General features: G+C 65.3%; 9 protein-coding genes. All 9 read left to right on the top strand.

Features of this window, described 5'->3' with window-relative positions:
- Positions 1–106: 106 nt before the first annotated feature.
- The 9 genes from LQ954_RS14170 (at position 107) to LQ954_RS14130 (ending at position 12,265) form a co-directional block, all read left to right on the top strand.
- On the top strand, positions 107–1,342 hold the full coding sequence (locus LQ954_RS14170) for a nitrate/nitrite transporter (protein WP_231023696.1): 1,236 nt from the start codon (positions 107–109) through the stop codon (positions 1,340–1,342).
- Positions 1,342–2,535 carry an alginate export family protein gene (locus LQ954_RS14165; protein ID WP_231023695.1) on the top strand — a complete coding sequence of 398 codons (1,194 nt, stop codon included), beginning with the start codon at positions 1,342–1,344 and terminating at the stop codon, positions 2,533–2,535. The genes LQ954_RS14170 and LQ954_RS14165 overlap by 1 nt, the downstream gene beginning before the upstream one ends.
- Complete coding sequence (gene nirB, locus LQ954_RS14160) at positions 2,535–5,027, top strand: nitrite reductase large subunit NirB (RefSeq protein WP_231023694.1); 2,493 nt, start codon at positions 2,535–2,537, stop codon at positions 5,025–5,027. Before LQ954_RS14165 ends, nirB begins: the two co-directional genes overlap by 1 nt.
- Positions 5,024–5,362: a nitrite reductase small subunit NirD gene (gene nirD, locus LQ954_RS14155; protein ID WP_231023693.1), complete on the top strand. Its 339-nt coding sequence runs from the start codon at positions 5,024–5,026 to the stop codon at positions 5,360–5,362. The genes nirB and nirD overlap by 4 nt, the downstream gene beginning before the upstream one ends.
- Before the next feature lie 73 nt (positions 5,363–5,435).
- A complete protein-coding gene (locus LQ954_RS14150; RefSeq protein ID WP_231023692.1) occupies positions 5,436–8,069 on the top strand; it encodes a nitrate reductase in 2,634 nt (877 codons plus the stop codon).
- The gene (gene cobA, locus LQ954_RS14145) at positions 8,059–8,856 is read left to right on the top strand and encodes a uroporphyrinogen-III C-methyltransferase (RefSeq protein WP_231023690.1); all 798 of its coding nucleotides are present in this window, start codon (positions 8,059–8,061) and stop codon (positions 8,854–8,856) included. Before LQ954_RS14150 ends, cobA begins: the two co-directional genes overlap by 11 nt.
- Before the next feature lie 255 nt (positions 8,857–9,111).
- Positions 9,112–9,471: a DUF6285 domain-containing protein gene (locus LQ954_RS14140; protein ID WP_231023689.1), complete on the top strand. Its 360-nt coding sequence runs from the start codon at positions 9,112–9,114 to the stop codon at positions 9,469–9,471.
- A gap of 771 nt (positions 9,472–10,242) precedes the next feature.
- Positions 10,243–11,475, top strand: a complete 1,233-nt coding sequence (locus LQ954_RS14135; RefSeq protein WP_231023688.1) for a right-handed parallel beta-helix repeat-containing protein — start codon at positions 10,243–10,245, stop codon at positions 11,473–11,475.
- Complete coding sequence (locus tag LQ954_RS14130) at positions 11,432–12,265, top strand: glycosyltransferase family 2 protein (RefSeq protein WP_231023687.1); 834 nt, start codon at positions 11,432–11,434, stop codon at positions 12,263–12,265. Before LQ954_RS14135 ends, LQ954_RS14130 begins: the two co-directional genes overlap by 44 nt.
- Positions 12,266–12,345: the final 80 nt, after the last annotated feature.

Genomic DNA, 12,345 nt, shown 5'->3' with positions numbered 1-12,345 from the left:
CGCTGGCGGACGGGCAGGCGCCCGTATCCGCATCGAGGCAACGAAGCCGCCAGGACGCACCCGAAAGGGTCGCCGTCCTGGCGGCTTTTCGTTTGGAGAACGGACGATGGCGACGGCGTTCTGGGAGGCAAAGAAGCAAAGCGACGGCGGGTTCTGGTCGAGCGGGCATACGCCAACGCTGATCGCCGCTTTCCTCTATTTTGACCTGGCGTTCATGGTGTGGGTGCTGTTGGGGCCGCTCGCGCCCGACATCGCCCAGGCGCTGGCGCTCAGCCCGGCGCAGAAGGGGCTGATGGTGGCGGTGCCGACGCTCGCCGGAGCGGCGCTCAGGGTCGTCAACGGTCTGCTGGTGGATCAAATCGGGCCGAAGCGGTCGGGCGCGATCAGCCAGTTGATCGTGATCGCGGGACTGTTCGCGGCCTGGGCGATGGGGGTGACGACGTTCGCCGGAACGCTGGCGCTGGGCGTGATCCTTGGGTTCGCCGGCGCAAGCTTCGCCATCGCACTGCCGCTCGCCAGCCGCTGGTACCCGCCCGAGCATCAGGGCAAGGCCATGGGCCTTGCCGGCATGGGCAATTCGGGAACGGTGCTGGCCGCATTGTTCGCGCCGGCACTGGCCAAGATGTTCGGCTGGAATGCGGTACTGGGGCTCGCCTGCATCCCGCTGGCGATTGTGTTCGCCGCCTATATGGCGATGGCGCAGGACCCGCCGGGTGCTCCCGCCCCAAAGAGCTTCAAGGAATATCTCAGCCCGCTGAAGCAGGCTGATGCCTGGTGGCTGATGGGCTTTTACTCGGTCACCTTCGGCGGCTTTGTCGGACTGGCCGCCAGTCTGCCGATCTACTTTACCGACCGGTTCGGGCTGACGACGATCCAGGCCGGCTATGCCACCGCGGCGTGCGTGTTCGCAGGATCGCTGGTGCGGCCGATGGGCGGCGCGTTGGCGGATGCGATCGGCGGGGTAAAGGCGCTTACCGCGGTGTTCGCGATGGCCGCGCTGGCGCTGGTGGGGGTGAGCCTGTCGGCAACCTTCACCGCCGCGCTCGCCTGCTTCGTGATCGCGATGCTAGCGCTGGGCGTCGGCAATGGCGCGGTGTTCCAGCTGGTGCCGCAGCGGTTCGCGGCGCAGATCGGCGTGATGACCGGGCTGGTCGGCATGGCGGGCGGCGTGGGTGGTTTCTACCTCGCTTCCTCGCTGGGCCTCGCCAAGCAGTGGACGGGCAGCTTCGCGCCGGGGTTCCTGATCTTCGCCGGGCTTGCGCTGGCAGCGCTGATTGCCCTGGCGGTGGTCAAGAGCGGATGGCGCGCGCGCTGGGGTGCGGCGGAAGGCGTGCGGATCTGATGCGCGCCGCGCTTGCCCTCCTTCCGCTTCTGGCGAGCCCAGCCGCGGCGCAGACGATCGCGCCGCTGGTCGAGGCGCGGCTGCGCCACGAACACGCCGACCAGGATGGCCTGCCCGAGAAGGCGAACGCCGTCACCACCCGCATTCGCGCAGGGGTGCAGGTGAGCGAAGGGCGCTGGTCGGCGCTGGCCGAGGCACAGGGCAATCTCGCGGTCGTGAGCGATGATTATGACGGGCTCAGCAGCGTAGCGACACGGCGCCCGCTGATCGCCGATCCACAGAATGTGGCGCTGTACCGGGCGCAGCTCCAGTATCGCAGCGCTCCTGTGACGATCACCGTGGGGCGCCAGCGGATCGCGTTGGACGACGAGCGCTTCGTCGGCGCCATCGCCTTTCGCAACAACGCCCAGACGTTCGACGCGGTGCGCGCTGAGGTGACGCCGCTCGCCGGGCTGAAGGCCGACCTCAGCTACGTCTGGAGCGTGCGCACGATCTGGGGGATTGATGGTGCGGGCGCACGGCAGCAGGCGGTGTCGGGCGGCAATGTGCTGGCGAACCTCGCCTGGACCTCGCCTGTCGGGGCGCTGACCGGCTTTGCCTATCTCGTCGATCAGGACGAGGTAGCGGTGCAGGGCTATCGCCTCGCCAGTCAGACCTATGGTGTGCGGCTTGCCGGCTCGCAGCCGATTGGCAGGGCGAAGCTTAGCTATCAGGCGAGCTGGGCGCGGCAATCGAGCTGGCATCGCAACCCCAATGATTATCGCGCGGATTACTGGCTGGCCGATGTGGCGCTGGACCTGAACGGGCCGAGGCTGGGGGCCGGATATGAAGTCCTTGGTGCGGATCGCGGCGTGGCGCTGACCAGTTTTCAGACGCCGCTCGCCACCGCCTTCAAGTTCCAGGGCTGGGCCGACAAGTTCCTGACGACCCCGCCCGATGGCGTGCGCGATCTCTACGCTTCCGCCGGCTGGGGCTGGACGACGATCGGCGCGCTGCAGGCGGTGAGCGTGGGCGCGACCTATCACCGGTTCGAGAGCGACCGGATGGTGCGCCGCTATGGCGGGGAGATCGATCTTCTGGCGCAAGCGAAGCTGGGGCGGACGACCGCCAGCCTTCGCTACGCAGCCTACGACGCCGACCGGCTGTTCACCGACACCAGCAAATTCTGGCTCCAACTGGACTGGACCCTGTGATGAAACACGAACCGATCCGCATCGCGGAGACCGACACGCGGCCGCATTTGATTGTCGTTGGCAATGGTATGGCGGGATGCCGCGCGGTGGAGGAACTGCTCGCCCGCGATCCGGCGCGATATCGCGTGACGATCTTCGGCGCCGAGCCCTTGGTCAATTACAACCGCATCATGCTTTCGCCAGTGCTAGCGGGGGAGAAGACCTTCGACGACATCGTGATCAACGGCCGCGCCTGGTATGATGATCACGGCATCGCCTTGGTGTCCGGCGATCCGGTGATTGCCATCGATCGGGGGGCGCGGACCGTCACGTCGCGCGGCGGGATCGTGTTGGATTACGACCGGCTGCTGATCGCGACCGGCTCTGATCCCTTCATCATCCCGGTGCCAGGCAACGACCTGCCGGGCGTGATTAGCTTCCGCGACATGAACGACGTGGATGCGATGCTCGCCGCCGCGGCGAAAGGCGGGAACGCGGTAGTGATCGGCGGTGGCCTCTTGGGGCTGGAGGCGGCGCATGGCTTGAGCCTGCGCGGCATGAAGGTGACGGTGATTCATCTGATGCCGACGCTGATGGAGCGACAGCTCGACGAAGCCGCCGGGTGGCTGCTCAAGACTGCGCTGGAGGCGCGCGGGCAGACGATCCTGACCGGCGCCGATACCGCCGAGATCGTCGGCGACGGGCGCGTCGAGGCGGTGCGCCTGAAGGACGGGACCGAGATCCCGGCCGACCTGGTGGTAATGGCGGTCGGCATCCGGCCATCGGTTGCGCTGGCCCGTGAGGCGGGGCTGGAGGTGGGCCGCGGGATCACGGTGGACGACCATATGGTGACGTCCGATCCCGCGATCCTCGCGGTGGGCGAGTGCGTCGAGCATCAGGGCCAAGTCTATGGCCTGGTCGCGCCGCTGTGGGACATGTGCCGCGCGCTCGCCGATGGGTTGGTCGAGGCACCACGCGGATACCAGCCGGCGCCGACCTCGACCAAGCTAAAGGTTGCAGGACTCGACGTCTTCTCGGCCGGGGACTTCGGTGGTGGCGATGGCGCGGAGGATATTGTGCTGCGTGATGCGAGCCGCGGCATCTACAAGCGCGTGGTCGTAAAGGACGATCGGATCGTCGGGGCGGTGCTCTACGGCGATACGGCGGACGGCAATTGGTATTTCGATCTGCTGCGGCGGGGCGAGAGCCTCGCCGATATCCGCGACGCGCTGATCTTCGGCCAGGCCTTCGCCTCCGGAGGTGGGCAGGCGGACCCTAAGGCAGCCGTTGCGGCGCTTTCCGAGGATGCGGAAATCTGCGGCTGCAACGGCGTTTCCAAGGGGCAGGTGGTCGCCTGCATCGGCAAGGGCGCGCACAGCCTGGATGCGGTGCGCGCGGGGTGCAAGGCCTCGGCAAGCTGCGGTTCGTGCACCGGCATTGTGGAAAGCCTGCTGGCGCTGACGCTCGGCGGCGAGGTCGAGGCGGGCCCCAAGACGATCTGCAAGTGCACCAGCTTCGGCCACGATGACGTGCGCCGCGAGGTCGTGGCGCAGGGGATGCGGTCGATCCCTGAAGTCATGCAGAAGCTGCACTGGTCGACGCCCGATGGCTGCTCGTCCTGCCGGCCGGCGCTCAATTACTACCTGCTGTGCGCGCTGCCCGGCGACTATGTCGACGACCAACAGAGCCGTTTCGTCAACGAGCGGATGCACGCCAACATCCAGAAGGACGGCACCTATTCGGTGGTGCCGCGCATGTGGGGTGGCCTGACGAACCCGCGTGAGCTGCGCGCGATCGCTGATGTGGTGGAGAAGTTCAACGCGCCGATGGTGAAGGTGACGGGCGGTCAGCGGCTCGACATCTTTGGGATCAAAAAGGAGGATCTGCCCGCCGTTTGGGCCGACCTCAACGCCGCCGGGATGGTCTCGGGGCACGCTTATGGCAAGTCGCTGCGCACGGTGAAGACCTGTGTCGGGAGCGAATGGTGCCGGTTCGGCACGCAGGATTCAACCGGGCTGGGCGTGAAGCTGGAGCGCGCCACCTGGGGTAGCTGGATGCCGCACAAGTTCAAGATCGCGGTGAGCGGCTGCCCGCGCAATTGCGCGGAGGCGACGATCAAGGACTTCGGCGTGGTGTGCGTCGACTCCGGCTATGAGCTGCACGTCGGCGGCAATGGCGGTATCAAGGTGCGCGCGACCGATCTGCTCTGCAAGGTGGCGACCGAGGCGGAGGCGATGGAGATGTGCGCCGCTTTCATCCAGCTGTACCGCGAGGAAGCGCGTTATCTGGAGCGCACCGCGCCGTGGATTGAGCGCGTCGGCCTCCCGTACATCCAGTCTCGGCTGCTGCCCGATGCCGAGGCGCGGGCCGACCTCGCGCGGCGGTTCTTCTTCTCGCAACAATTCTCGCAGGACGACCCCTGGGCGGCGCGCGTCAAGGGAGCCGAGCACGAGCAGCATGCGCCAATGGCGCGCTTTCAGCCGGTCACGGCGAGGCAGGAGGAATTGGCATGATCGGCGAATGGCTCGATATCGGCTGGGTTGAGGAAATCCCGCTGCGCGGCAGCCGCACCGTGCAGGTCGCCGGGGGTCAAGACATCGCGGTGTTCCGCACTGGCGAGGGCAAGGTCTTCGCGTTGCTTGATCGCTGCCCGCATAAGCACGGCCGCCTCAGCCAGGGTATCGTCCATAGCGGCGCGGTAGCGTGCCCGTTGCACAATTGGCGGATCAGCCTGGCGACCGGCGAGGCGCTGGGCGAGGATAAGGGGTGTACGCCGGTGGTGCCGGTGAAGCTCTCGGGCGGTCGGGTGCTGATCTGCCGCGCGAGCACGTTGCGGGCGGCGGCGTGAGGGTGGTGTCCACTCTCCCTCTTCGTTCCCTGAAGAGGGCCGGCGAGAGGGCCGGTCCGGTCCGGTGTCGCTCGTGACTGCCCCTTTCTCAACTCCCGCCCACGAAGGGAAAGGGCCACCCGCAATCCGCACCACCTGCGCCTATTGCGGCGTCGGCTGCGGGCTCAGCGCCGCGATCACCGGCGAGCGCTCGGTAACGATCGAGGGTGATCCCGATCACCCCGCCAACCGCGGCAAGCTGTGCTCCAAGGGCACGCACCTCGGCGAGACAGTGGGGCTGAAAGGCCGCCTGCTACACCCGACGATCGGCGCCAAGAGCGCCACATGGGACAAGGCGCTCGACCTCGTCGCGCGTCGCTTCCGCGAGACGATCGCACAGCACGGACCGAACAGCGTCGCCTTTTACGTGTCCGGTCAGCTGCTAACCGAGGATTATTACGTCGCCAACAAGCTGATGAAGGGCTTCATCGGCTCGGCCAACATCGACACCAATTCGCGGCTGTGCATGTCGAGTGCGGTCGCCGGCCATATCCGCGCGTTCGGCGAGGACGTGGTCCCCGCGAGCTACGCCGACATCGATACCGCGGACCTCATCGTGCTGATCGGGTCGAACACCGCCTGGTGCCACCCAATCGTTTATCAACGCATCCGCGCCCGCTGCGAGGCCGGCGCCAAGCTGGTGGTGATCGACCCGCGCCGCACCGAGACCGCGGAAGAAGCCGACCTTCATCTCGCCCTTCGCCCAGGCACCGATGTAGCGCTGATGAACGGCGCGCTTGCCTGGTGCCGGGACGCGGGGGTGTTTGACGCGCGCTTCCTCACGGACCACGTCGCCGCACCCGAGGGCTTCTGGGAGGCCGTGTCGGACGGTCATGATCTCTGGTCGGTCGCACGCACCTGCGACGTTCCCGCCGCGGACCTCAAGCGCTTTTACGAATTGTTCGCCGCCAATCCGCGCACCGTCACCCTGTTCAGTCAGGGGATCAACCAGTCGCTGGCAGGCACTGACCAGGTGAATGCGATCCTCAACCTCCACCTTGCGACGGGGCGAATCGGCAAGCCCGGGGCGGCGCCCTTCTCGATCACGGGCCAGCCCAATGCGATGGGCGGGCGCGAGGTTGGCGGGCTCGCGACCACGCTGGCCGCGCACATGGACTTCGCGCCCGAGAACCGCATGCTGGTGCAGCGCTTCTGGAGCTCCCCGCCGATCGCGGAGAAGCCGGGGTTAAAGGCCGTGGACCTCTTTCGCGCCGTCGGCGAGGGGCGGATCAAGGCGCTGTGGATCATGGCGACCAACCCGGCGGTGTCGATGCCAGACGCCGGGCGCGTGCGCGAGGCGCTAGCGGCTTGCCCCTTCGTCGTCGTGTCGGACGTGATGGCGGATACCGACACGGGCGCGTTCGCGCATGTTCGCCTGCCCGCCGCCGCCTGGGGCGAGAAGGACGGGACGGTCACCAATTCGGAGCGGATGATCAGCCGCCAGCGCGCTTTGTTCCCGCTGCCGGGCGAGGCCAAGCCCGACTGGTGGATCATCAAGGAAGTGGCCCGGCGGATGGGGTGGAAGTCCGCCTTCGCCTATGATCGTCCCGCCGATATCTGGCGCGAGCATGTCCGGCTGGCCAATTACCAGAACAACGGCACACGCCTGTTCGCGCTGCCGGGACAAGGCGGCGGCGGCAATGCCGGCTATGACGAGATGGCGCCGTTCCGCTGGGGCGGGACGCCGTTCACCGATGGGCGCTTCCCGACCCCGGACGGGCGCGCGCGGCTGGTGCCCGTGGCGCAGAAACCGCTCGCCCCACCGCTGACGCACTGGCCGATGACGCTCAACACCGGCCGTTATCGCGATCACTGGCACACAATGACGCGCACCGGCCTGGCTCCCAAGCTGGCGCGGCATCGGGCGGAGCCGCTGGTGGAAGTGCATCCGGACGACGCCAAGCGTCTCGGCATCGCAGACGGCGGGCTGGCGCGGGTGGCCACCCCACAGGGCGACAGCATCTATCGCGTGAGCATCACCACTGGGCAGCGGCCGGGCGAGTTGTTCGTGCCGATCCACTGGACCGATCGCACGTCGAGTGGCGGGCGTACTGGACTGCTGCCGCGGCCGCTGGCCGATGCGATCTCCGGCCAGCCAGGCTTCAAGGCGACGCCGGCGGTGATCGCGCCGATCGCCACGCGCTGGCGCGGCTTCGCGTTGTTCGCCGACGAACCGAAGCGGTCGCCTGATTGCCTGTGGGCGACCCGCGTCACGGTACCGGCAGGCAGCCTGTTTGAACTTGCCGGTGACGGTGATCCCGCGGCACTTGACGCGATCCTGCCGGGCGGCGAGCGGATCGAGGCAGTGGACGCCGCGCGCGGCACCCGGCGGGTGGCGGTCCTGGCGAACGGAAGGCTCATCGCCGCATTGTTGCTCACGGAAAGCGGCGAAGTGCCTGGACGCGACTGGCTGATCGCACAGCTAGCCGAACCGCAGGCCGCGCCTACCCTGCTCGCCGGCCGCGCGCCGGGCGTCTCGGCCGATAGAGGACCGATCATCTGCACCTGCTTCGATCTTGGCCTGCGCACGATCCTCGCCGCCATCCGGGACCAGCACCTCGCCGATGTCGTCGCAATCGGCGCAGCGATCGGCGCCGGTACCAATTGCGGCTCGTGCCGCCCCGCGCTCGCGCGCCTCATCGCAGAGGAGACAACCGATGCTGCATGAAGATTTCCCGCCCGGCAGCGTGTGGCTGGTCGGCGCCGGCCCTGGCGATCCCGAACTGCTGACGCGCAAGGCGGAACGGCTGATCGCGGCTGCCGACGTGGTGTTTCACGATGCCCTGGTCGGCGCCGGCGTGCTCGACCTCATCCCTGCCAGCGCCGAGCGCATCAGCGTCGGCAAACGATCTGGCCGCCATTCCAAGGACCAGGCGGCGATCGACGCCCTGATCGTGGCGGCGGCGAAAGCCGGCAAGCGCGTCACCCGGCTGAAGGGCGGCGATCCCGCGATCTTCGGCCGCACCGCCGAGGAGGTAGCGGCCTGCACCAAGGCGGGCGTGCGCGTTCGCATCTGCCCCGGCGTTACCGCGGCGAGCGCCGCCACCGCCGCTGCCGGCCTCTCGCTCACCCTGCGTGATAGTGCGCGGCAAGTGACGTTCGTGACGGCGCATGCGCGAGCGGGCGTGGCGCTCGACCTCGATTGGCAGGCGCTTGCCAGTTCAGCCACGACGCTGGCGATCTACATGGGGCGCGCCGCCGCTGGCCTGGTCGCGCAGCAGTTAATGGCGAGCGGACGAAGCGCGGACACGCCGGTACTGGTCGTGGTCAACGCGTCTCTCCCCAGCGAGCGTCTGATCCGCGGAAAGCTATCGTCGCTCGCCTTTCTGGTGGAGACCGTGGGCCATCACGATCCAACGATGCTGATCGTCGGGGAAGCCGTTCGGCCGAGCGACCCGCTGGCGAGGGGCGACATGCTCCGGCACTGGCCGCAACGGCATCGGGTTGAACCATGAAGAAGGCTGGCCGGTCGATGCTCCGTCACATCGGGGCGGCGCCCTCCTGTGGATGGATGCGCTTCAACGTTTATGTCTGGATCTGTTGCGGCATCGTCATGCTCATGGCGCGTTGAACGATCGCCGAAGTAGCTTGTACGCCGCTGCTACGGCGTAGCGCGGCGACGGCAGGTGCTCGGCAGCTGGCGCTCGGGCGTATCGACCGCGAGCATGGTGAACTGACTGCGCGGAGGCGACACGACTCTGGAAAGGGCGATGATCGCTCGCCGCGCCTCAGAGAACGGACTCGACCTCCTCCGCGCGATCATGGGACAGGAATCTAGCGATGCAGGAACAGCCGACTCCTTAAAAGATCCTGGCAACGGTCGCCACCTTTCTGCGCGATGTAGCAATGCCGCAGCTCCAGGGGCGCGCGAGCTTCACGGCCTTGCGATGAACGCTGTGGAACTGTTGCGGCGGGAGATTGAGTTGCGGCCGGCAGCCGAGGATCGTGAGTTGGCTTGCCCTGAAGCGTTGCTTTGCCAACACGGCTCGCCGGACGGGTTGGACCAGGAGCTAGCAGTTAGGATACGGAACGGTCTGATCGACATCCGCAGTTCCGATCTGCTCGACTGACTGATCGAACTTGCGGAGAGCGCAGGAGCGATATTCGACCGATACATCTTTCTAGACCCTTGATCCGCCCTCAGAGTTTATGGTTGAGAACCTGACATCGCTACGCTTCATCTCGATGGCGACCGTGATCGGTTCGACTCGAACGGACGGCGCCGACCCGGATCTTTGCGGCATCGTGATCGCCCCGCTGCTCCGGCTTATTCGCGTTCGGCAGCCGCCGTCGCTAGTGGGCGCTGCCCCGTTGCGGGCACTTCGGTGGCGCCGGCAACCGGCCCACGTACCACCTGAGAACTGGTAAGTCGGCGACATGCAGCAATCAAAAGGCGATCGCTGCCGGTCGATTAACCCGCCTCAAAGGGAATGGCAATTTCCCTGGCCACTCCGCGGGACCCGCGCGCTCGGTCAGCATACCCGCCTTTCGCTCGCGCGAAATTCGCGCCGAGGCCATCATCGCGCTTTGCTCCTGGGCCAAGTCACGGATGGATTAGGCGTGATCAGCCGTGCGGTAGTGGTAGCGACAAACGCATGCTAGAACCGACAATGCGCGATGGAGTGCTCTACTGAGCATCCTGGCTGCATAAATTAGCGGATTTGTTCGGTCGTTCGGTCAACAGAAGACTTGCCGGTCTTAACATTAAATAAAATTGTGGAGCACTGCATTATATCAAACCTTTGCAGGCACTTAATTCCCATTGATATCTGTACGATACTATATAGTCTTTTATGGGATTAGGTAAGATTCTCAGTATATGACACTACGGGGGGTATACTATGTTGTATCCCTACAAGACTCAGTTCGCGGTGATTTCACTTTTATTCACCACAATCCCGGCAACGACGAAGCTGGACGCAGAAGATACTGGCAGTGCATGCTTTAAGGTTTACGCGCACCCACAGCGGGCGGAGCAGGCTCTTGCCGAACTCCGGAGCATATTAGCCGCGGGCGGAAGGCTGTGCATTCTTGTCTCTGGGACGTTTTTTCTTGATCACCCCTTGCGGCTCACCAGCGGGAACGCTGGGTCCAAAATCGTGTCGGCCCCGGGCAACATGGCCACGTTCATCGGCAGGAGCGGGGCGTCACGCGGGCTGGAGATCATCGGCGCCGATGATGTTGTGGTGCAATCGATAAAGTTCTCCTCCTTCCAGAGGGAGGGAGTCTACGCGCAGAACGCCCGTAGAGTTACCATCAGATCGGTGGCTGTCGAAGATATTAGAAGTAATGCCTGGAGCCAGGGAGCCGTTCATCTCACAGGTGTCAGCACCGATGCGCTAATCGAGAACAGCACGATCGATGGCGCCGACTATGCCGGCATCATCATTGATACGGATGCAACGTCGGACATAAGCGGCACCCGAATCTTGAACAATCGAGTGCAGCATAGCTGCCGTCGTATCCACGACTGCGGCGCGATCTACGTCAATGACCGAGGACGGGTTAGCCGTAACATTGTGATTGCCGGTAATGTCGTCACGGACTTTGGCCCGCTGTCGTCAGGGGGGCGTGGCATCTATCTTGATGATTGGGCATCGCATGTGGCTGTACGCAACAATTACATATCAGGGCCAGGACACTTTGCGTTCCAGATACACGGCGGTCGTGACAATCGCATCACACATAATATCGTCGACATGGCTCACATCTACACTGCTTTACTGTATCAGGCGGCCGCGGGCAGCACTCGCGCGGCTATGATGGGTAACGTCGTAGCGGATAACATTTTCACGCGTCACGCTGCTCCGGGCCCCGTCTTCAAGGTAACGGACTACACCGGCGCCGGCGGTGTTAGCCTCCGCCGAAATCGCCAGTGCATCGTTAAACAGTGCATCCCCACCTGTCGGGCTAAGCGTGCCCACAGGGGCGAACGGGAGGCGAGTTGCCTTGCCCCGGAAGGTGATTATACCGCGAGCCGCAACGGCGGGGACCCCGGTGACACTTTCCTCACTTTCGATCCTGGTCCTGATGGTTTGTCGCAACCGCCGGGAGACAACACTGGCGGCTATTGACCGCATCAAGCGGCAGCAAGGCAGTACAGCGGTCACGATCGCGGTGTTCGACGACGCGTCAAAGGACGGCACTCCCGAAGCGATCGCGCAACGCTACCCCGACGTTCGGCTGGTCCACGGGGACGGCAACGCGTTCTGGAACGGCGGATTGTACCAATTGTGGTCCGCTGTTCGCGATGCACCAGTCGATGCTTTTCTGTGGCTGAACGACGACACTTTCCTAGATCCCGATGCTTTCGTGCGATTGACAGCTGCGTGGCAGGAGACCGACAGCGCTGACGCGCGTTTGATCCTGGTGGGTGCGACGCGTGAGTCGGACGGCGCCATTTCCTATAGCGGCTATGATGTAGTGCCCACGCCTTTCGCGTTTCGGCTCCAGCGTGTGGCACCCGACGCAACCGAAATGACGCCAGTGGCGACGTTCAACGGCAATGTCGTGCTGGTCGGCCGCGGCGCCGTCGCCGCGCTCGGGCTTAACGATCCCGGCTTCTTTCACAATCTTGGTGACGTCGACTATGGCCTACGCGCGCGGCGCATGGGCGTACCTGTATTCCTGCTGCCTAGCACGTTGGGAGTTTGCGATAGCAACGCGGCCAAGCGCGATCGCGGCTATGGCTCACCGAAACTGGGCGTACACGATCAATGGCGCAAGGTGAATACTCATCACGGCTTGCCGTTTCGCAGTTGGTGGCGATTCACCCGGCGCCACTCGGGCAAATGGTGGCCGCTCCATTTTGCGCTGCCGTACCGCCATCTCCTCCGCTTCTGGAAGCTCCGCTCATCGGCATAGACACGGTGCCGCCCACTCTCAGCTTTTCGGGCGACACGAACGCCGAAGGGCGATACTCGATGGCAAAGCCGCGCCGCTCG

The organism is Sphingomonas sp. IC-11, assembly GCF_021043365.1.
In the GTDB taxonomy this organism is placed as follows: domain Bacteria; phylum Pseudomonadota; class Alphaproteobacteria; order Sphingomonadales; family Sphingomonadaceae; genus Sphingomonas.
The sequence above is the reverse complement of the archived record's forward strand: the minus strand, read 5'-3'. Positions and strand labels throughout refer to the sequence as shown.

Coding starts and splice junctions, on each gene's coding strand:
- LQ954_RS14135 (WP_231023688.1), top strand. CDS start 10,243: ATGTTGTATCCCTACAAGACTCAGTTCGCGGTGATTTCACTTTTATTC.
- LQ954_RS14140 (WP_231023689.1), top strand. CDS start 9,112: ATGATCGCTCGCCGCGCCTCAGAGAACGGACTCGACCTCCTCCGCGCG.
- nirB (WP_231023694.1), top strand. CDS start 2,535: ATGAAACACGAACCGATCCGCATCGCGGAGACCGACACGCGGCCGCAT.
- LQ954_RS14170 (WP_231023696.1), top strand. CDS start 107: ATGGCGACGGCGTTCTGGGAGGCAAAGAAGCAAAGCGACGGCGGGTTC.
- LQ954_RS14165 (WP_231023695.1), top strand. CDS start 1,342: ATGCGCGCCGCGCTTGCCCTCCTTCCGCTTCTGGCGAGCCCAGCCGCG.
- cobA (WP_231023690.1), top strand. CDS start 8,059: ATGCTGCATGAAGATTTCCCGCCCGGCAGCGTGTGGCTGGTCGGCGCC.
- LQ954_RS14130 (WP_231023687.1), top strand. CDS start 11,432: ATGGTTTGTCGCAACCGCCGGGAGACAACACTGGCGGCTATTGACCGC.
- nirD (WP_231023693.1), top strand. CDS start 5,024: ATGATCGGCGAATGGCTCGATATCGGCTGGGTTGAGGAAATCCCGCTG.